Raw genomic sequence first — 21570 nt, 5'->3', positions numbered from 1 at the left:
ATATTTACCGGGCTTGATATTCTCGACCATGAAATCGCCGTTCTCAAACACCAGTACCCCCGGCGGGATTTTGAATGGCCGCAGATAGAATTTGCCGTATTCCCGAAATTCGATTTTGGTTATCTCCTGTGTCGCCACCAGGTGCTCGAATACCATGGCATTATCCGGCGCTTGCACCGCATCCGGCGGCGCTGGCAGCGCACAGCCTGCCAGCGTGCCGCACAGCAACAGCAAACCACCCAGTCTCCTCATTGCTCTCATCCTCTCTCCTCGCAATCTGCGCCGCCCCCGGGGCGGCAAATATTCACCTCTGCCGATAAATATGCACAGACCGGGCCAATCCAGATTTTCACCCTCTCCCTTTTCGAACTCTCTGCAATTTTACGCGGAGCACGCAGAGGCGCGGAGGCGCAGAGAAAAACCGGGTATTGTTGCCTGAGTTAATTAAGGTATTGATTTAATTATTTATTCTCCGCGTCTCTGCGCCTCTGCGAACTCCGCGTTTACTCCCAGAGTCTCTCTAACTGGCACAAAAAAAGGGCCTCGAGAGGCCCTTTTTTATCAAGCACCTGGGATGCCGGCTTACTGGCCGACGGCCTTCATGCTGAGGCGGATGCGGCCCTGTTTGTCGATCTCCAGGACCTTGACCTTGACCATCTCACCTTCTTTGAGCTTGTCACTGACATTCTCAACCCGCTCTTCGCAGATCTGCGAGACGTGGACCAGACCATCTTTGCCGGGCAAGATGGTAACAAAGGCCCCGAAATCCATCAGCTTGGCGACTTTGCCTTCATAGACCTTGCCCACTTCGACATCGGCGGTCAGCTGCTCGACCTGACGACGGGCTTCATCGGCCGCGACCTGGTCGTTAGAGGCAATTTTGACCACCCCGTCATCGGTAATGTCGATGCTGGTACCGGTCTCCTCGGTGATCGCGCGGATCGTCGCCCCCCCCTTGCCGATCACGTCGCGGATCTTGTCCGGGTTGATCTTCATGGTGATAAAACGTGGCGCGTAGCTGGACAGTTCCTGACGGGGCTTGTCGAGCACGGCGTTCATCTTGCCCAGGATATGCAGACGGCCTTCTTTGGCCTGCTCCAGGGCGGCTTCCATGATTTCACGGGTGATACCGTCGATCTTGATATCCATCTGCAGGGCGGTGACACCGTCCTCGCTGCCTGCTACCTTGAAATCCATGTCGCCGAGATGATCCTCGTCGCCGAGGATGTCGGTGAGCACGGCAAACTTGTTCTCTTCCTTGATCAGGCCCATGGCAATCCCGGCCACCGGCGCCTTGAGCGGTACGCCGGCATCCATCATGGAGAGACTGGAACCGCACACGGAAGCCATGGAGCTGGAACCGTTGGACTCGGTGATCTCGGAGACCACGCGCAGGGAATAGGGATATTCTTCCATATCCGGCATCACGCCGATGACGCCGCGCTTGGCGAGACGGCCATGGCCGATCTCGCGACGACCCGGCATACCGGTGCGGCCGGTTTCACCCACGCAATAGGGCGGGAAATTGTACTGCAGCATAAACGGCTCGCGATAAGTGCCTTCCAGGGCGTCGATCACCTGGGAGTCACGGTCCGTCCCCAGGGTGGTCACCACCAGTGCCTGGGTTTCGCCGCGGGTAAACAGGGCCGAGCCATGGGTTCGCGGTAGCACGCCGGTTTTGATAGTGATATCGCGCACGGTGCGGGTATCGCGACCGTCGATACGCGGCTCGCCGTTAATGATCCGGCTGCGTACGACCTTCTTCTCCAGCTTGCCGATGGCCCCCTGGACCTCAGATTCGCTGTAACCGCCCTCTTCGTCGGAGACCAGTTTTGCAAGAATCTCGCTGCGGATTTCGTTCAACCGGTCATAGCGCGGCATCTTTTCTCTGATGGTATAGGCTTCGTTGAACCGGGTCTCGCCGGCTTCGGCGACAGCCTGGTGCAGGGCTTCGTTAACGCTCGACGGCTGCCAGTCCCAGGCGGGGGTGCCCACCTCGGCGGCAAATGCCTTGATGGCATCGATCGCGGTCTGCATCTGTTCGTGACCGTACATCACGGCGCCCAGCATAATTTCTTCGCTGAGCAGTTTGGCTTCGGATTCGACCATCAGTACGGCGTTTTCAGTACCGGCGACGACCAGGTCGAGTTCGGAACCTTCCAGCCCCTCGCTACCGGGGTTCAGCAGGTAGTTACCGTCCTTGTAACCAACACGAGCCGCACCAATCGGACCATTAAAGGGTACACCAGAGACGGCCAGCGCGGCCGAGGTGCCCAGCAGGGCAACCACGTCAGGCGTCGCCTCCGGGTCCAGCGAGAGGACCGTGGCGATAATCTGGACTTCGTTGGCAAAACCTTTGGGGAACAGGGGACGGATGGGGCGATCGATGAGGCGGCAGGTGAGAGTTTCGTTTTCCGACGGTCGAGCCTCGCGTTTGAGAAACCCGCCGGGGATTTTACCCACCGCGTAGGTTTTTTCCTGATAGTTAACGGTAAGCGGGAAAAAGTCGCGGCCTTCAACCGCCTCTTTTTCCGCCACCACCGTCACCAGCACGACAGTCTCGCCCATGCTGATTTTGACGGCGCCGGTGGCCTGTCGGGCAATTTCCCCGGTTTCCAGCGTTACGGTGTGATCACCATATTTGAATTCTTTTATTGTAACTGGCATGAATTGTCCTTCTACCGGCGTGAATTACTTGCGCAGACCCAGTTTCGTAATCAGCTGTCGATAACGTTCCAGATCCCGGTTTTTCAGATAGTCGAGCAATTTACGCCGTTTGCTGACCATGCGTAGCAGCCCCTGGCGGGAGTGGTGATCCTGCTTGTGCATTTTGAAATGGTCGGACAGTTCAGTAATTCGAGCCGTCAACAGTGCAACCTGGACTTCCGCCGACCCGGTATCACCGGTAGAGCGGGCATATTCGTTGACTATCGTGGACTTATGTTCGGCGCTTAAGGCCATTCGCAAGCTCCTGTTCTACAATCATTTTGCCTAAAAATCAGAGCGCGTATTCTACCCGCGCACCGGTCCGTTATACAAGCACTCCGCAAGGAAATGCCCTTTTTTCTTTGTCAGGCGCGCCTCAGCCGGCGCTGCTTACCAGTCGCTGGGGCGCCACCCGGCCGTCAGCCAGAACCCGGCCCACCCCGATAAAACGGTGTGCATCGCCGACAAACAGGCGCACCAGTCCGCTGGTCGGAGCTCGTGCGATCTGCACTGCCTGACCCTGGCAGAGATAATAGGCTGTGTTATCCGTCAGCACCAGCTCCGGCCAGTCATCCAGCGCCGCCTCGATCGGCAGCAGGGCCCGATCCAGAGCCGCCAGTTCCTCCTGTTCGGCCCGCTGTTCCAGCTCGTCCAGGGTGATCGCATCCGCCACGGAAAAGGGGCCGGCGGTAGTGCGACGCAGAGCCGACAGATGGGCCCCACAGCCCAGCTGGTGGCCGATATCTTCGGCCAGGGTGCGAACGTATGTTCCCTTGGAACAATGCACCTCCAGCACCATCTGATCGCCCTCCAGGCTGATCAGTTCCAGACTGTGGATGGTTATCCGGCGCGGCTGCCGCGCGATCTCCTTGCCCTGGTGGGCAAGTTTGTAGAGCGGCTGGCCATTGACCTTGATCGCCGAGTGCATTGGCGGGATCTGCTCGATCTCGCCAATAAACCGTGCCAGAATCGCCTCTACCTCGACCCGGCTGTATTCTCCCACCGGCTTGCGTTCCAGGACCTCGCCCTCGGCATCGGCGCTGGTGGTGGTCACCCCCAGCTGACAGGTGGCCCTGTAACGTTTGTCCGAATCGAGCAAAAAGCCGGAAAACTTGGTCGCTTCACCGAAACAGAGCGGCAACAGACCGCTCGCCCCCGGATCCAGATTGCCGGTGTGGCCGGCCTTGGCGGCCTTGAACAGCCGCTTGACCTGCTGCAAAGCGGCATTGGAGGTCAGTCCGATCGGTTTGTCCAGTAACAGAATGCCGTTGACGGGACGGCCTTTGGGACGACGCCTTGCCACTAACTGACTACCTCACTCGTCGCGTTGTTTATCGGATTTAACCGCTTCATCGATTAAACGCGACAGTTCATTACCCCGGGCCATGGATTCGTCGTACACGAAACGCAACATGGGAACTGTGCGCAAAGTCATGCGACGACCCAGTTCATGACGCAGGAAGCCACTGGCCCGGTTAAGTACTTCCAGGCTTGCGGCGATATCCTGTTGTTGATCGTCGAGCACGGTAATAAAGACCTTGGCATGTGCCAGGTCGCGCGAGACTTCCACCGCAGAGACGGTCACCATGCCCAGGCGCGGATCCTGGATCTCCTGCTGAATCAGGGTTGCCAGTTCGCGCTGCATCTGCTCGCCGATACGCCGGGTTCGGCTGAAGTCTTTAGCCATGGAGCCTGCCGTTGGGTAATAAACGTTGTCTGTGGCGGATCAGATCTGACGTGCGACCTGGAACCGTTCATAGACTTCGATTTGATCGCCGACCTTGACGTCATTGTAGTTCTTGACGCCGATGCCGCATTCCATGCCCTGTTTCACTTCGTTAATGTCGTCCTTGTAACGGCGCAGGGATTCCAGTTCTCCTTCGTAAATCACCACATTCTCGCGCAATACGCGGATCGGATTATGCCGCTTGACCACACCCTCGGTGACCATGCAACCTGCAATAGCGCCCAGCTTGGGCGAGCGGAAAACATCCCGAACTTCCGCCAGACCGATGATCTGTTCCCGGGTCTCCGGTGAGAGCAGACCACTCATCGCGGCTTTCACTTCATCAATCAAATCATAGATGACACTGTAGTAATGCAGGTCGACCTCTTCCTCGTCGATCAGGCGTTTGGCCACCGCATCAGCACGTACGTTAAAGCCAATCAAAATGGCATTGGAAGCCACGGCCAGGTTCACATCCGACTCGGTAATTCCGCCCACCCCACTGGCGACGATCTTGACCTTGACCTCGTTGGTGGAGAGTTTCTCGAGTGCGTCGGTAATCGCTTCGACCGAACCCTGTACGTCCGCCTTGAGCACAATGTTGACCACCCCGACTTCACCTTCTTCCATCTGCGAGAACATGTTCTCCAGTTTGGCGGCTTGCTGACGGGCCAGTTTTACATCACGGAATTTGCCCTGGCGGTACATCGCCACTTCACGCGCCTTGCGTTCATTGGGGACCACCACCGCATCGTCACCGGCACTGGGTGTACCGGAAAGACCAAGAATCTCGACCGGAATCGAGGGACCAGCCTCTTCAACCTGTTCGGCTTTTTCATTGAGCATGGCGCGCACACGGCCGTACTCAAGACCGGCCAGCAGAATGTCGCCTTTACGCAGAGTTCCTTTCTGGACCAGAACCGTCGCGACCGGGCCGCGGCCCTTATCCAGACGGGATTCGATCACCACGCCCTGGGCATTGCCCTCGCAGGTAGCCTTGAGCTCCAGAACTTCGGAAACCAGCAGGATGGCTTCCAGTAGCGACTCAATGCCCTCCCCGGTCGCGGCTGAAACATGGACAAACATGGTATCGCCACCCCACTCTTCAGGAATGACATCCAGTTGCGCCAGTTCATTCTTGACCTGGTCGGGATTGGCCTCGGGTTTATCCATCTTGTTGACCGCGACGATCAACGGCACACCGGCAGCCTTGGCATGTTGCACTGCTTCCTTGGTCTGCGGCATGACGCCGTCATCAGCGGCGACCACCAGAATCACGATGTCCGTCGCCTGGGCACCACGGGCACGCATGGCCGTAAATGCGGCATGGCCCGGGGTATCAAGAAAAGTGATATCCCCGTTTTCCTGTTCGACATGGTAGGCGCCGATATGCTGGGTAATGCCTCCGGCTTCCCCGGACGCCACCTTGCTGCGACGAATATAATCGAGCAGGGAGGTTTTGCCGTGATCGACGTGGCCCATAATAGTCACCACCGGCGCACGATGAACCGCTTCGCCGACTTCGCCCTCGAGAACCAGGTCATCTTCGATCGCGTCAGCCTTGTGCAGTTTCGAGATGTGTCCCATCTCCTCGACCACCACAGCAGCAGTTTCCTGATCCAGAACCTGGTTAATGGTCACCATGGAGCCCATACCCATCATGACCTTGATCACTTCAGCGGCCTTGACCGACATTTTCTGCGCCAGCTCGGAGACGGTAATGGTTTCAGGCAACGCCACTTCATGCACGATCGGCGCATTGGGCCGTTGAAAACCGTGCTCCCCGGATGAACCGGCTGCCACAGGACGGGATTTTCCCGAGGAACGCTTGCGCCGTTTGCCTGACTTGTCAGCGGTAACGTGCAATTCCTTGCGGCCATAGCGAGTACCGCTGTCATCCTGGTGCCGTTCCTTACCTTTTTTCGCCTTGGCGGGGCGAGCGCCCGGTTTGGTTTCCTTGGCTTCCTCGGCCTGTTTGCGCGTAATCTCTTCCTGCTGCTGTTTGGCGGCAAGCGCTTCTTCTTCGGCCTTGCGCTTGGCTTCAAGCTCAGCTTCGCGCGCCTTGCGTTCTTCTTCCTCGGCGCTGCGTTTAGCCTGAATTTCCGCCTCACGCTGCTTGGCCGCTTCTTCAGCCTGACGCCGCTCTTCTTCCAGCTTGGCCTTTTCAGCCAGAACTTGTTCTGCCTTTTCCTGTTCCTGCTCCATCACCGTACTGCGCTTGACGTAAGTTCGTTTCTTGCGCACTTCGACGGTAACTGACTTACCTTTACTGTGTCCGCCGGTCTGGCGGAGCTCGCTGGTGGACTTGCGGCTCAAGGTGACTTTCTTCGGTTCCTTGAGGCCATTGCCCTCTGCGCCATGCTTATTGCGCAGGAACGACAGTAATTCCATTTTTTCGGCATCCGTAATCGTCGCATCAGCGTCGGACACCGGCAGGCCTGCTTCCTTGAATTGTTCCAGCAGCCTATCTACCGATATACCTACCACTTCTGCGAACTGTCGGACGGTTACATCTGCCATATAATCTCTCTCCTGCTCCTCAGCGTTTTAGCTTGTTTTACTGACTTTGTTCTTCAGCAAACCAAGGCTCGCGCGCTTTCATAATAAGTTGCGCGGCTTTTTCTTCATCCATTCCATCAATCTCCATCAGCTCGTCGACAGATTGCTCGGCCAGGTCTTCCATGCTGCAGATTTCCTTGCCGGCCAGCTTGTAAGCCAGGCTCTGGTCCATACCTTCCATGTTGAGCAAATCTTCGGCTGGTTCGGCACTGTCAACGGTTTCTTCAGTACTGATGGCGCGGGTCAGCAGGACGTCCTTGGCCCGACCACGCAATTCTTCAGCGATCGACTCGTCGAATTCCTCAATCGCCAGCAGTTCATCCATGGGAACATAGGCGACTTCATCTATAGTTGTAAAACCTTCCTGTACCAGGATTGAAGCCACTTCTTCATCCACGTCCAGCGAGTGCATAAACTGCTTCTGAACCCGCTCGGATTCTTCTTCGCTCTTGCTTTCCATGTCAGCGACAGACATGACATTTAATGTCCAGCGGGTCAGTTCACTGGCCAGTTTAACGTTCTGGCCACCCCGACCGATGGCCTGGGACAGCTGCTCCTCGGCCACGGCGATATCCATGGTGTTGGTATCCTCGTCCACCACGATGGATTCAACGTCCGCCGGTGACATGGCGTTGATCACAAACTGGGCAGGATTTTCATCCCACAGAACAATATCGATACGCTCACCGGACAACTCGTTGGACACTGCCTGGACGCGCGAGCCGCGCATACCTACACAGGCGCCGACCGGATCGATGCGTGAATCGTTACTGCGTACCGCAATCTTGGCCCGGGAGCCGGGATCGCGAGAAGCACCGAGAATATCAATCAGACCTTCACCGACTTCAGGGACTTCAATCTTGAACAGTTCGATCAAAAACTCGGGAGTGGTACGGCTGACAAACAGCTGAGGGCCACGGGCTTCGGGACGAATTTCCTTGAGATAGCCGCGTATCCGATCACCGGGGCGCACCGATTCACGCGGGATCATATCTTCACGTGGAATAATCGCATCGGCGTTTCCACCCAGGTCGAGATAGACGTTGCCGCGTTCAACTCGCTTGACCACGCCCATTACCAGCTGGCCGACCTTGCTTTCATATTCTTCAATAACCTGCGCGCGCTCGGCTTCACGAACTTTCTGTACGATAACCTGCTTGGCAGTCTGGGCGGCAATACGACCAAACTCGATTGATTCGACCTCTTCCTCGACAAAATCGCCGACCTGGATATCAGGCTCTTCAAACTGTGCCGCACTCACCGTGGTTTCGCGCTCCGGATGCTCCATGGCGTCATCTTCCACCACTTCCCAGCGACGAAAGGTTTGATAGTCGCCATTGTCCCTGTTGATACTGACGCGCAGATCAACATCGGTGTTGTAGCGTTTTTTGGTCGCCGTGGCCAGCGCACCCTCGATGGCGCCAAAAATGGTATCCTTGTCCACGCCTTTCTCGTTGGATACCGCATCAACCACCATCAAAATTTCTTTATTCATAACCCGGCCTCTGAAAGCAAAATCAAATGCAAGCTAACTGTTTAAATTCGTTATCGCTTCGTTTCATAAGCGATTAATGACTCTGCATAATCGCATCGTAATCGGGGTTCAGATTGGCTTTTTCAACCTGATCCACGTTTAATTCATACACCTCACCGGCGTCATCAATAATCCGCACGACATCGCCGTCGACGCTCTCGATACGTCCCGCCAGCTTGCGTCGCCCGTCAAGCATATGGCGCAAGCGCAGTTTGACTTTCTCACCGATAAAACGGGCGTAATGTTCAGGCGTAAACAGGGGTCGGTCCAGTCCCGGCGAGGAAACCTCGAGATTATACTGCCCCCGGATCGGATCCTCGACATCCAGTACACCGCTAATCTGATGGCTGGCCTGCTCACAATCTTCCAGGGTGATACCTTCCGGCGAGTCAATGAAGACCCGAACCACTGTATGCCTGCCCTGGGACTGATGCTCGACGCCCACCAGCTCATAACCCAGCGCCTGTACGGCCGAGGCGATCAGTGTGGTTAGCCTGTCTGTTGCCCGTCCCATTTTTCGGTACACCCCTAAACAAAAAGTGGGCGCGAGGCCCACTTCCTGAATAACACCAAATTCGTGCCGGATTGTAACACCTTATATATAGGCCCGGCAATCCTGCAAAGTGAAATTTACCCCCTTACCCCGCAGCCAGCAAGGCCCTCGACCCCCCACCGGCTCAGGGAAAGGCCGGAATAGTCGGGTCGACGTCACGCACCTCGGCTTCCGGATGGTGCTGTTTGACCCTCTTCGAGAGCGTTTCGACCTGCTCCACGGGCACATCGACCATTATCAACAGATATCCCTGCTCGATCCTGGTCCGGAATCCCTTCAGCCGGCTATTGGGTATATTGACCGCCACCATGGTCGAGGCAAACAGCCCGATCAGGGCCCCGCCGACGGTAATCGAGCCAACCGACAAGACCTCGAGGCCCGGGACGATATAACCCATTATCACGGCCAGAGTGCCGAGCAATACCCCGGCAAAAGCGCCGACAATGGCCCCGAGCTGGGCACCATGTATCAGATCACTGCGTTGCAGGAGGGACGCTTCGGGCAGGTCACCCAGTTCCATATCGGAACGGGCCAGTACATGAATGTGCCGTTCTTCAACTTTTGCCAGCAACAATTCGTCATGAACCGACTGGGCCGATTTAACATCGGGAAGTATGAAATATAATCGTCTTCTCATCGGATATCTCCTTCCTCTTATCGAGGGTTGGTCGGGCCGAACCCGATCGTTGGAGAAGAATTTCGCCTTGTTATTCCCAGTATAGTTGACAAAAACAGTTTGAATAGCGTGTTCCACCCCATCTGGATTGTGCCCATATGCCTCATCGCCTTTCCCCCTGAATACAAGCCCCGGCCCCTTGCGTTGGGAAGAAGACACCTGCAGCTCCCAAAACAGAACGCCCCGCCCCTCGCCGGCGGGGCGGGAAATCGCCCAGGCCTGTCTCTTATCGGCCGGTATTGCGGACACCTGTTTTGCGTGTAGAGTGTCCGATAAAGCGCCAGCCGGGGGGCAGGCAAAACAGGGGGAGTATGGCAACGCTGCAGTTTCTCGGCGCCACCGGCGAAGTCACCGGATCGGCCTATCTGATACGCACTGACCGCAGTACCCTGTTACTCGAGTGCGGGTTACATCAGGGTCGCGGCGCCGATCAGGCCAATGAAGCGCCCTTTGTGTTTAGCGTGGCCGAGATCGACGCGGTCGTACTCTCGCATGCCCATCTGGACCACAGCGGCCTGTTGCCTAAACTGGTGAAGGAAGGCTATCGGGGACCGATATACATGACCCGCGCCACCCACGATCTCATCGAGATCATGCTGCACGATGCGGCCTTTTTGCAGATGAAAGATACCGAATGGGAAAACAAACAGCGCAAGCGTGCTGGAAAATCCCTGCTTGAGCCGCTGTACACTGATAAGGATGTCGAAAACACACTGCAACTGCACCAGACACTCGATTACAGGCAGCGTACCCCGATTACCCCGGACATACAGCTCCAGTACCATGATGCCGGCCATATACTCGGCTCGGCGATTGTGGAACTGACATTCGATGATTCCGAGCCTCCCCGCCGACTCGTCTTCTCCGGCGATCTCGGGAATATCCACCATCCGCTGTTACAGGACCCCGCGTTTTTGCAACAGGCCGATACCCTGATGCTGGAATCCACTTACGGGGATCACAACCATCGTTCTTATCCTGACACTGTGGAAGAATTTTATCAGGCCCTGCAAGCTGCCAATGATGCCGGAGGCAATGTCCTGATCCCCTCTTTCGCCGTGGGCCGCACTCAGGAGATCCTGTTCTGGCTGGGCAAGTTTTATCGCCAGGGACGCCTTTCCCAGCAGCAGATCTTTCTCGACAGCCCCATGGCCATCTCTGCCAGCGAACTCTATTTTCGCTATCTGCATCTGTTCAATGACGATGATGCACAGACTTTTGTCAAAACAGTCAAACATCGCTGGGAGGAGTGGTTACCCGGTCTGCGTTGCACACGAACGACCGAGGAGTCAATGCAGATCAACCAGATTCACGGGGGAGCGATTATTATCGCCGGAAGCGGCATGTGTACCGGTGGACGTATCAGCCATCATCTGAAAAACAACCTCTGGAAAAACAATACGCACCTGATCATCGTCGGTTTTCAGGCCGCCGGAACAGCCGGCCGAGCCCTGGTCGACGGTACCAGACAGCTCAGACTGTTCGGTCACGAAGTCCAGGTAAAAGCTCACATTCATACCCTCGGCGGGTTCAGCGCCCATGCCGACCAGCAACACCTGCTTGAATGGGCCGGCCACTTCAAACCGCGGCCGAAGCTCTACCTGGTACACGGCGAACAGGACAAGCGCGAAATCCTGCAGGCACAGTTTCGCCAGCAATACGACTGGAATGCCCACTTGCCCGCCTACAGGGAAAAAATCGAGCTGTAGGAATAAACACCTTTTCAACGCAGAAGCGCAAAGAAAACCTGTAATAGTTGGCAGATAGCAAATGGCAGTTGATAGAAGCAGGGGTGGCTGTACTGCACTTGAACAGTGCAGGCTACTATGCACCATGCTGAGGCAGTGGCATGGAGGAAGAACGAGGCATACGGACGGGTATGATTATCGCGACGGATATTAGCATCAGGCAAGAAAACAATTGTGTCTTTGTGTCTTTGCGCCTCGGCGTTAGTCTCTTATTTTATAATCACGCCTCCACTGTGCTAAGTTAATAATATCATTTCAACGAACGGGAAAATTCATGCGTATTGCACTCATTGGTCTGGGCAAGATGGGCGCCAACATGGCCCGGCGGTTGTTGCGCCAGGAGATCGAGGTGGTCGGTTACAACCGCTCGCCGCAGATCGTTCGCGAGCTGGCGGAGGAAGAAAATCTGATCCCTGCTGACAGCCTGGAGCAGGCGATCGAACAGTTACCGGCACCGCGCATTGTCTGGTTGATGTTGCCCGCCGGCGAAGTGACCGAGCAGACCTTGCAGGCCCTGCCCGGCCTGCTGCAACCGGGCGATATCGTGGTCGACGGCGGCAACGCCAATTATCACGACAGCCAGCGCCGCGCGGCCTTGCTGGCAGAACACCAGATTGGCTTTGTCGATGCCGGAACCTCCGGGGGTGTCTGGGGACTGAGTGAAGGTTACTGCATGATGGTCGGCGGAGAGCGGGCCCACGTGGAACCGCTGCTGCCGGTATTCAAGGTGCTGGCTCCTTCTGCCGACAATGGCTGGGCCCATGTTGGTCCGCCTGGCGCCGGGCATTTCACCAAAATGATCCACAACGGCATCGAATACGGCATGATGCAGGCCTATGCCGAAGGCTTCGCCCTGCTGCAGGGGAAACGGGAGTTTGATCTGGATCTGGGACAGGTCAGCGAGCTGTGGCGTCACGGCTCGGTGGTACGCAGCTGGCTGCTGGATCTGAGCGCCGGGTTTTTACAAGAGGATCAGCAACTGACCAACATCAGCCCCTACGTCGCCGACTCTGGCGAAGGTCGTTGGACAGTGATGGAGAGCATCGATCAGGGGACCGCCGCACCGGTGCTGGCGTTGGCTCTGCATATGCGCTTCGCCAGCCAGGATGACACGGCCTATGCAAATCGTATCCTGGCCAAAATGCGTGAGGCCTTTGGCGGCCATGCGGTAAAATCAGAATGATGGAACTGGACCCCTGCACCTTTATTGTTTTTGGCGCGACCGGCAATCTGGCGCGTAACAAGTTGCTGCCTGCCCTTTACCATCTGGAAGAAGCCAACCGGCTTCCGGAAGAGATGTGCGTGGTCGGGTTTACCCGCCAGGCGATGAGCGAGGATCAATGGCATAAAGAGGTCACTGAACTGTTGCGCGAGCGTGCGCGCGACGGCCTCAACGATAACGTTATGCAGCGCCTGTTACAGCGCCTGCATGTATTCAGTGGCGATATGACCCACGGCGAGTCATTACAGGATCTCAAGGCCTATCTGGAGTCCAATCCCGGCATCCCGACAAACCTGGTCTTTTACATGGCGATCCCGCCTTCCTACTACTCGGCGGTCAGCCAGGCCATTGCCAGCGCGGGACTGAACAACGAAACTCAGGGCTGGCGTCGGCTCGTTATCGAAAAGCCCTTTGGCTATGATGTGCAAAGCGCCACCCAGCTGGACGAAAATCTGCAAAAGACTTTCCACGAGAAACAGATCTTTCGAATTGATCATTATCTTGGCAAGGGCATGGTGCAAAACGTGCTGGTCTTCCGTTTTGCTAACGTGATGCTGGAGCCATTATGGAACCGCAATTACATTGATCATGTGCAGATCACCCATTCGGAGACCCAGGGGATTGCCGGCCGGGCCGCGTTTTATGACCGGGTCGGCGCCATGCGCGACATGATCCAGAGCCACCTGTTGCAGATGCTGACACTGGTTGCAATGGAACCGCCCGCCAATCTGGACGCCGAGTCCCTGCGGGACGAGAAGGTCAAGGTACTCAAGTCGATCCGCCCCATTCCCCGGCGCGCCACTAACGCACACGCCTATCGTGCCCAGTATACTCGCGGCAAAATCGACGGCCGGAATGTAGCCGGTTATGTCGATGAAGACGGTGTTCCCACCGGCAGCGCCACCGAAACCTATGCCTCGCTGAAACTGTATATCGATAACTGGCGCTGGCGCGGCGTACCGTTCTACCTGCGTACCGGCAAGCGACTGGCCCAGAACAGTTCCATGATCAGCATTCGTTTCAAGCATCCGCCGCAACAGCTGTTTCGCAAGACCCAGATTGAGAAACTCAAACCCAACTGGATCCTGCTGGGTATACAGCCCCGGGAGTGTCTGCGTATGGAACTGCAGGTCAAGGAACCGGGGCTGGAGATGCAGACCCACACTACCCGCATGGACGCCAGTTATTGCGGCATCAACGCCTATCCGCTCGATGCCTACGAAACCCTGTTGCTGGATGTCATCGAAAACGACCGCTCGCTGTTTTTACGTTACGACGAAATCCAGCTGGCCTGGGAAGTTGTCGATCCCATCGTCAAGGCCTGGGACAGTGACAACGAATTTATCCCCACCTACCCCGCCGGTAGCTGGGGACCGCCCGAAGACACCCGTCTCTTCGACCACGAAGACCACGACTGGCGCAACTCGCTCGACGAAGAATGACAAAAGACTCAACGTAGAGGCGCAAAGTCCGCAAAGGAATAATTTATTACTTAATTTATTGCACAATCCGCAAAGATAACAGTACTTATCCGAATGCCTTGCTATTCATCCCTCTGCACTGCCCAAAGGGTGGCGCATAGCAAGGCATCCTATCCGGTTTTTAATTGACGCACAGCCGCGTCCACCTCTGCTAACTGTCACTGCCAACTTTTACATATTTTCTTTGCGTTCTCTGCGTTCTCTGCATCCTGTGCGTCTTTGCGCCTCTGCGTTAAAAATTCACTGATTCCCGGCATACCAGGCGGCGCCGAGCAGGCCGGCGCGTGGGGTGGTGATGGCTTTGATCGGCATTGTCTCCAGCAGTCCGTTCATCGGTGGCTTGTTGTTGAAAGTAGAAAGAAAATCGCTTTTGTCCAGAGCCGCAAGCAGATGGGCGGTAATACCGCCGGCCAGATAAACGCCGCCGGTGGCCAGGCCCACCAGGGCCAGGTTGGCGGCGCAGCTGCCATAGATACGCAAAAACAGTTTCAGTGTCTCTTTGGCCTGTGGATCTGCCTCCGCCAGAGCCAGGCGGCTGATGGTCTGCGGCGGGTCATCACTTTGCATCACGGATTCGGCTTCAACACCGTGACGCCAGGCATAATAACGATACAACCGTACCAGCCCGGGCCCGGAAAGGATCTGCTCATAACTGACTCGTGCACTACTGCGCTGTAAAAACCGCAACAGATCGGCCTGTTCATCATCCAGCGGAGCGAAGTCCATGTGTCCGCCTTCCGAAGGCAAAACCACCCTCTCTCCCTTATGTGTAGTCACCAGGGCCATTCCCAGACCCGTACCCGGCCCGAGTACGACCCGGTTGCCATCGGTCGTCTGCCCTGTTTGCAACAGGTGATAATCGCTCGGCTGCAGAGTCGCCAGGCTGTAGGCATTGGCAACAAAATCATTGATCAGGTGGACCCTCTGGATGGTAAAGCGCTGTTCCAATCGCTCGCTATCAAGCGTCCAGGGCAGATTGGTGAGGGCAACGCGGCGATCCCGCACCGGTCCGGCCACGGCAAAACAGGCCGAGACGATTTGTGAATGAATGTCGTAATCACTCACAAAACGCTCCAGTACCGTCTCAAAATCGGTAAAGTCGCTGGCCGGATAGTGCTGCTCACTGTGCACTACAATCTGTCCCGCCTGCACCTCGGCCAGCAGGAGCCGACAGTTTGTCCCCCCGAGGTCCCCGGCAATAATCATGACGACTCCTGCAGCTCATGGGCGGCGGCCTCGTCCAGATACCATTCAATGCGCCCCGACGGGGCCAGTTTCTGAACCGGATACCTGCGCTCGGTATCAGAACCCAAAACCCGGGCGATCACCGGGGCCTTCGCCTCACCGCTGACCAGCAACATGAGATAGCGAGCGGTGTTGAGCACCGGATAGGTCAGAGTTACACGCCAGCTGTTCAGTTTCTCGACATAAACACTGACCACCGGGGTGTTGGTTACAGTCAGGGCCGAGCTTTCAGGGAACAGTGACACGATATGCCCGTCATCCCCGACACCCAGCATAATCAGATCAAAACAGGGATGACCATTGGTTCCCCGATGAAGATTATCCAGTACCTGGCGATACTCCTCCACGGTGGTTTCAATATCGGGCAGGACATGGATGGGGTGCACATTGGCTTCCGGAATCGGAACATGATCAATCAGGGCTTCACGGACCATTCGGTAGTTACTGTCGGGATGATCGGCCGGGACATCCCGCTCATCACCCCAGTAAAGATGGATTCTGTCCCAGTCAAGATTTTCCCGCTGCAGCCGTTCGTAAACCGGTTTCGGCGTCGCACCACCGGCCAGAGCAACATGAAAACTGTTGCGGGCACGGATCGATTCATTGGCCAGTTCCATCCACCGTTGCGCGGCGGCACGAACCAGTTGTTCCCGGTCGAGAAAAACCTGATACGACTGCTGAGATTTCAAGCATGGCCTCCTGCGTTGATTCACGGTTCAAATCAACATACACTAATTAGGGTAAAGACTCTCTATAACTTGGCCAGTTCCTGTTCTCATGTCAAGACATACAGCCTCCAGTGACATCGAAGAAAACGGCTACCAGAAAGCCTGCGAACTCCTGCATGAATGCCGGACTCGTGTGGGGTTTCTGGCCAGCCCGACAGACAACGATAATTATCGGCGCATCTGGTCCCGTGACGGGGTTATCCTCTCTCTGGCCGCCCTGCTGACCGGAGAATCTGAACTGATCGAGGCGTCCAGAGAAACATTACAGACGCTGGCGCGTTATCAGGGACCGCATGGTGAAATCCCCAGTAACGTGGACCCGGCCGCGCAACGTGTCAGCTATGGTGGTACTACCGGCCGGATAGACGCCTGTCTCTGGTTTGTCATTGGCTGCGGGGAATACTGGAAAGCCAGCGGCGATCGCGAATTCATCGAAAAGATGGTGCCGGTACTGGAAAATATCCGCTTCCTGCTCGGTGCCTGGGAGTTCAACAACCGCGGCCTCATTTATGTGCCTCAGGCAGGCGACTGGGCCGATGAATATCTGCATTCCGGTTATGTACTGTATGATCAGCTGCTCTATTTACAGGCCCTGCGAAGTCTGCGAACCGTGCATCAGGATCTGCAGGGCACCAGCGACCATCCTCTCAAGGAACGCATCGCTCATCTCAAACACCTGATTCAGGCTAACTACTGGTTCCATAACGGGGAAGGAATTCCTGATGACGCCTATCATGAGGTTCTTTATCGCAAGGGGCGCGAAGCGGCGTCAGGCTGTGCCGGACGATACTGGATGCCCTTTTTCTCCCCTACCGGCTATGGTTATCGTTTCGATGCGTTTGCCAATATTCTTGCCTCCCTGCTGGATGTCGCCGAGGAGAAACAGAGTGAAGCGGTAGACGACTTTATTCACTCCATTACACCGAAAAAACTGTCTCTGATTCCGGCATTTCATCCGGTTATTCATCCCCCGGATCAGGACTGGACGGATCTGCAAATGACCTTTTCCTATACTTTCAAGAACAAACCGCATGAATATCATAATGGGGGTTTATGGCCGATGCTGACCGGCTTTTATGTTGCCGATCTGGCCAGCCGGGGCAAAGACTCACTCGCCCGGCAGTACCTTGCCGGTATACACCAGGCCAACGCGCTGGACAGCGATGATGAAGCCTGGAGCTTTCCCGAGTTTGTCCATGGCAGAAAATTGACGCCCGGCGGGACCCGAAAACAGGGCTGGAGTGCCGCCGCAGCATTAATCGGCCACTGGGCTCTCAAGGGCAAAAGCCTGTTTCGGATCGACCATGACTGAGCGCGTTCTGATCTGTACCGATCTGGATCGAACCCTGCTCCCCAATGGCCATCCGCCCGAGTCCTCCCTGGCGCGTCCACGTCTGCGCCAGCTGGTTGAACGGGACGAGGTATACCTGACCTATGTATCCGGGCGTGACAAAGTGTTGTTGAACGAAGCAATCCGGGAATGGCATTTACCTATGCCCGATTATGCGATCGGGGATGTGGGTACTACCTTATACGCCATTGAAGGGGATCGCTGGCAGCTGATCAGCGCATGGCAGGAAGAAATCAGCCGGGACTGGGGCGATTACCAGCGCACCGATATTGACGGATGGTTGCAGGATATTGACGCACTGACGCTGCAGGAAGCTCACAAGCAGAACGATTACAAACTCAGTTATTATGCCCCTGTCGATATATCCATTGATGCGCTACTGGACGAAATCAGACAGCGACTGGATGCACGTCCCATACGTTACAACCTCATCTGGAGTATCGATGATCCCAAACAAATCGGCCTGCTGGATATTCTTCCGCAGCGTGCCAACAAACTGGAGGCAATCCGGTTTTTAATGCAGTCGCAGGAATTCACGGTGGATTCGACTGTCTTCTCCGGCGACAGCGGTAATGATCTCGAGGTACTGACCAGTGAGATCCAGGCCACCCTGGTCAACAATGCCAGCGATGCCATCAAACAGCAGGCCACCGAAATAGCCTGGCAAAACGGCTATGCCGACAGACTGTATATTGCCCGGGGCGATTTTCTCAAAATGAACGGCAACTACGCCGCCGGCATCCTTGAAGGCCTGGCTCACTACATTCCCCAAATCAAGCAATGGCTATCAGAAGCGGGAAGCAGTCAGGATCGTGGAAATTAACGCAAAGGACGCAAAGACGCAGAGTTCGCGAAGAAAGCCGTTTATTCTTAATACAACAATTCAACTATCCAAATAATCCAGAAATAAAACTTTGCGTTCTTCGCGTCTTTGCGTCCTCTGCGTTATATATCCCCAACCATCTATTTAGTCATTAGGAATCCTGATTTTATCGAGGAAGTTATAGTATTCGATCCCTTCGATAATGCCATCGGCATAACTTTTTTCCGTAAAATAGATGCGGGGCTTGTCGCGCAGTTTATCCAGTTCCGGACTGTGGTTGGCCACCACGACACCAAGAGTACTGCCTTGCAGCATTTCCTCATCGTTACCCGAATCGCCGATGACCAGGATATGGTCAAGCGGCATACCCCATTTGATTGACAAATAACGAATGGCCAGCCCCTTGGAGCACCGGATGGGTAACAAATCAAGATTGGTTTTTTCCGAAAGAATCGCCTTGGCATGCAGGTCATGGCGACGTAGATGACGTTTGATTTCCCGAACACCCGGTGCTTTTTCAGGATCAATGGTATAGGTAATTTTATGTTCGCGTTGTTCTGACTCCGGGGCCAGTTTAATACCGGGACATTCGCACATGACTTTGCACAGTTCTGCCGGCTTCCAGCGATAATCCAGGTTCCGCCGCCAGGCATTATCTTCAACGATGCGTTTATCCTGATGGACATAGTGGATTTCGGAACCTACCGAAGTAATCAGGATATCCGGAGTAGGAAGATCGTAGTCTTTTAAAAATTCCAGCGTAGATTCAAGGGTTCGGCCGGTCGCCAACCCCATGCCGATGTGCGTGGCATTTTGTTCCAGATAAGCCATCAAACGTTTCAACGCTGCCTCGTCACCAAACAGGGCGTTATCGATTGCTGTAAAGCCAATTCTATCAAGCGATACCAGCCGGGTCTTTCCCTCAGGGACAAAATAGGCACGATACTGGTGTTCACGAAATCCGCTGATTTTTTCAAGATAGGTCATAGCATGACCTTCCCAGCTGTAATGTCGATGGGAACCTTCGTAGCCCTGTTTTGACCAGAATTCCCATTGTTTTTTATCGGACAGGGCTTTGAACAAGGCATTGGCAATATCCTCACTGTCATGAGGATCGATCAGAATACCGTTCTGACAGTTGGCGACGATTTCATTTGGTCCGCCATCATTGGTCGCAACGATGGGCAGACCACTGGCCGCTGCCTCGATCAGCGTCAGGCCAAACGGCTCGGTCAATGCCGGATTAACGAATACGCCACCGGTTCGGGCGGCAAGCCGGTAAAGTGCCGGAACATCGTCACTGCTGTGATGCTTTGGATAAGCGACTTTACCATAGAGGTCGTACTTGTCGATTAATAGCAGTAGTTCCTTGAGAACTGCCCGCGCTCCTTTTTCCATTTCGCTGATATCATTACGATTGCCCGCAACAATCACCAGGTTGGCTTGTTTTTGTAGCTCGGGCGACTCACCATAGGCCTTGACCAGGGTGGTGATATTCTTGCGTTCGTCAGCACGGGACAGGGCCAGTATCATCGGTTTTTCCGGCTGCTGAAGAAAGCGCGCCAGTTCACTGGCGATTTCCGGCAATTTTTCATCTTTCTCGGGCGGGCGGAAACGGCTGATATCCACGCCGGGTGGAATCACTTCCTTCCGCGAAGGATGGTAATTGTCGTATTTGGCGTACTGCTGCTCAACTTCCTGATGCGTACTGGCGACGATCATCGCGGCAGTACCCAGTGCGATCTCCTCGGCTTCGATGCGCTGGCTGAGATTGTACTGGGATTCGAGTTTTTCCTTTTTAACGCCTTTGTTCAATAACTGACGTTGTTTTTCCCGGCCCAGTGAATGGCCGGTAAAGATCATCGGTGTGCCCAGCAAACCGGCCAGGCGTGCCGCTACCAGACCTGCATCGGCGTAATGACCGTGAATAAAATCCGGCACCTGACCGAGCGAGCGGATATGTTGCAAGGCATGGTCGATAAACTCATCGAGGTAAGGCCACAGGACTTCCTTACGCAGATAACGGCGAGGGCCGCAGCGCAGGCGGATCAGATTGGCTTTGGGGGAGAGTTTTTCCTGCGCGTGACTGTAATCAGTAGCAACTTTGGGATCTTCTACCAGTCTGGTCAAAAGATCGACACGTTCGACATCGTCGCGGGCTGCCAATGCTCTGGCCAGCTCAACCACATACAAACTTTGGCCGCCTGTATCGGCATCCCGTCCCAGTTCGAGATTATTGGCACGGATCAGCCCATGTACACTGATTAAAACAATATAAAGTTTGTCGTTGTCATTATTATTTTTCATAGTGTCCAGAGATAACGGTAGTAACGATAAAATTCCTCGTCCTGATTGATGGCCCCACGCAGGCTGCAGATAACTGACGCGAATTCCACGGCTCGCTGCAACTTGACTTCATCAGGCCAGTCTCTGAGCAGTCCCGCCAGCCAGACAGCACTGAAGCCATCGCCTGCCCCAACGGTATCGACCAGGCGTCCAACCTCGACAGGAGGGATATGGCGGGTTTCCTCTGATTTTACCAGCATGGCACCTTCGCTGCCGCGTGTCACAATAGCCGCTTCCCAGCTATAGCTTTCAAGCATCCCCCGCGTGGTTTCCTCGATCAGTTGACTATTATTGCTCTGGCAACCACTCAGAGTAGTCAGCTCATCGTCATTCAGTTTAATCCAGTTTATGCCCTGTAATAGTTCATCCAGTTGCATCTTGTTCCACCATGGCGCACGCAAATTGATATCCATGAAAATGGCGGGCGCGCTCTGACGCAACAAGGAAAGCGTTTTGGCAGAATCTGGCGTGCGACCGATCAGTGAGCCATGATATAGTGGGCCATAGGCGGGATGGTCATACAGGTTTTTGACCATGCCGGGCATGACATGGTCATAGGCAACATCGGAGACAATATCAAAATCGGGTTGCCCGTTTTCCAGGCTGACCCGGACCTGGCCGGTGGGGTGGTCCGGATCCTGAAACACTGCCGAGGTATCCATCCCCCATTCATCCATGGCGCGCAGAATCCGATCTCCGAGCCTGTCATGACCGACCCGGCTAACGAACAACGGCGCCAGGCCCAACCCCTGCAGATGCCATGCGACATTGAACGGAGCACCCCCGAGCACCTCGGTGCCATCAGGGAACATGTCATACAATACTTCACCAAAAATAACCGGTCGCATCGGCGTAGACAAACCTGTCATGCC

The 21570-nt window shown here is 55.3% G+C and carries 18 protein-coding genes; 5 read left to right on the top strand and 13 right to left on the bottom strand.

Annotation, left to right across the window (positions count from 1 at the left end):
* The 9 genes from R6U90_RS09485 to R6U90_RS09445 all read right to left on the bottom strand — a co-directional run.
* A partial coding sequence (locus R6U90_RS09485; RefSeq protein ID WP_410352444.1) for a hypothetical protein occupies positions 1-252 on the bottom strand: 252 nt, incomplete at its 3' end.
* A 330-nt stretch (positions 253-582) separates the two neighbouring features.
* Positions 583-2667, bottom strand: a complete 2085-nt coding sequence (gene pnp, locus R6U90_RS09480) for a polyribonucleotide nucleotidyltransferase (RefSeq protein WP_410352443.1) — start codon at positions 2665-2667, stop codon at positions 583-585.
* Positions 2668-2691: 24 nt separating this feature from the next.
* Positions 2692-2961: a 30S ribosomal protein S15 gene (gene rpsO, locus R6U90_RS09475; RefSeq protein ID WP_410352442.1), complete on the bottom strand. Its 270-nt coding sequence runs from the start codon at positions 2959-2961 to the stop codon at positions 2692-2694.
* 121 nt (positions 2962-3082) lie between these two features.
* Entirely contained in the window at positions 3083-4009 is a 927-nt protein-coding gene (truB, locus tag R6U90_RS09470) for a tRNA pseudouridine(55) synthase TruB (RefSeq protein ID WP_410352441.1), read from the bottom strand.
* Positions 4010-4021: 12 nt separating this feature from the next.
* The gene (rbfA, locus tag R6U90_RS09465) at positions 4022-4393 is read right to left on the bottom strand and encodes a 30S ribosome-binding factor RbfA (protein WP_410352440.1); all 372 of its coding nucleotides are present in this window, start codon (positions 4391-4393) and stop codon (positions 4022-4024) included.
* A 39-nt stretch (positions 4394-4432) separates the two neighbouring features.
* On the bottom strand, positions 4433-6952 hold the full coding sequence (infB, locus tag R6U90_RS09460; protein ID WP_410352439.1) for a translation initiation factor IF-2: 2520 nt from the start codon (positions 6950-6952) through the stop codon (positions 4433-4435).
* Positions 6953-6989: 37 nt separating this feature from the next.
* On the bottom strand, positions 6990-8486 hold the full coding sequence (gene nusA, locus R6U90_RS09455) for a transcription termination factor NusA (protein ID WP_410352438.1): 1497 nt from the start codon (positions 8484-8486) through the stop codon (positions 6990-6992).
* Positions 8487-8559: 73 nt separating this feature from the next.
* A complete protein-coding gene (gene rimP / locus R6U90_RS09450) occupies positions 8560-9039 on the bottom strand; it encodes a ribosome maturation factor RimP (protein ID WP_410352437.1) in 480 nt (159 codons plus the stop codon).
* A gap of 163 nt (positions 9040-9202) precedes the next feature.
* Positions 9203-9715 (bottom strand): DUF1269 domain-containing protein, encoded by a 513-nt coding sequence (locus R6U90_RS09445; protein ID WP_410352436.1) that lies wholly within the window; start codon positions 9713-9715, stop codon positions 9203-9205.
* A 350-nt stretch (positions 9716-10065) separates the two neighbouring features.
* Here R6U90_RS09445 and R6U90_RS09440 point away from each other — a divergent pair, with 350 nt between their 5' ends.
* The 3 genes from R6U90_RS09440 to zwf all read left to right on the top strand — a co-directional run bounded on the left by R6U90_RS09440 (position 10066) and on the right by zwf (position 14166).
* Positions 10066-11463 carry an MBL fold metallo-hydrolase RNA specificity domain-containing protein gene (locus R6U90_RS09440; RefSeq protein WP_410352435.1) on the top strand — a complete coding sequence of 466 codons (1398 nt, stop codon included), beginning with the start codon at positions 10066-10068 and terminating at the stop codon, positions 11461-11463.
* Positions 11464-11776: 313 nt separating this feature from the next.
* Positions 11777-12685, top strand: a complete 909-nt coding sequence (gene gnd, locus R6U90_RS09435) for a phosphogluconate dehydrogenase (NAD(+)-dependent, decarboxylating) (RefSeq protein ID WP_410352434.1) — start codon at positions 11777-11779, stop codon at positions 12683-12685.
* On the top strand, positions 12685-14166 hold the full coding sequence (gene zwf, locus R6U90_RS09430) for a glucose-6-phosphate dehydrogenase (protein ID WP_410352446.1): 1482 nt from the start codon (positions 12685-12687) through the stop codon (positions 14164-14166). Before gnd ends, zwf begins: the two co-directional genes overlap by 1 nt.
* A 279-nt stretch (positions 14167-14445) precedes the next feature.
* Here zwf and glk read toward each other — a convergent pair whose 3' ends face one another.
* Together glk and pgl are read right to left on the bottom strand one after the other, a co-directional pair.
* A complete protein-coding gene (gene glk / locus R6U90_RS09425) occupies positions 14446-15411 on the bottom strand; it encodes a glucokinase (protein WP_410352433.1) in 966 nt (321 codons plus the stop codon).
* Positions 15408-16139, bottom strand: a complete 732-nt coding sequence (gene pgl, locus R6U90_RS09420) for a 6-phosphogluconolactonase (protein ID WP_410352432.1) — start codon at positions 16137-16139, stop codon at positions 15408-15410. The genes glk and pgl overlap by 4 nt, the downstream gene beginning before the upstream one ends.
* A gap of 88 nt (positions 16140-16227) precedes the next feature.
* Between pgl and R6U90_RS09415 the strand changes: the two genes are divergently transcribed.
* Positions 16228-17490 (top strand): amylo-alpha-1,6-glucosidase, encoded by a 1263-nt coding sequence (locus R6U90_RS09415; RefSeq protein WP_410352431.1) that lies wholly within the window; start codon positions 16228-16230, stop codon positions 17488-17490.
* A complete protein-coding gene (locus R6U90_RS09410) occupies positions 17483-18352 on the top strand; it encodes an HAD-IIB family hydrolase (protein WP_410352430.1) in 870 nt (289 codons plus the stop codon). Before R6U90_RS09415 ends, R6U90_RS09410 begins: the two co-directional genes overlap by 8 nt.
* Before the next feature lie 144 nt (positions 18353-18496).
* Here R6U90_RS09410 and R6U90_RS09405 read toward each other — a convergent pair whose 3' ends face one another.
* Both R6U90_RS09405 and R6U90_RS09400 read right to left on the bottom strand, forming a co-directional pair.
* The gene (locus R6U90_RS09405; protein ID WP_410352429.1) at positions 18497-20659 is read right to left on the bottom strand and encodes an HAD-IIB family hydrolase; all 2163 of its coding nucleotides are present in this window, start codon (positions 20657-20659) and stop codon (positions 18497-18499) included.
* Entirely contained in the window at positions 20656-21567 is a 912-nt protein-coding gene (locus tag R6U90_RS09400) for a carbohydrate kinase family protein (protein WP_410352428.1), read from the bottom strand. Before R6U90_RS09400 ends, R6U90_RS09405 begins: the two co-directional genes overlap by 4 nt.
* Positions 21568-21570: the final 3 nt, after the last annotated feature.

It is taken from the genome of Thiohalophilus sp., assembly GCF_046483665.1.
Lineage (GTDB): Bacteria > Pseudomonadota > Gammaproteobacteria > UBA6429 > Thiohalophilaceae > Thiohalophilus.
The sequence above is the reverse complement of the archived record's forward strand: the minus strand, read 5'-3'. Positions and strand labels throughout refer to the sequence as shown.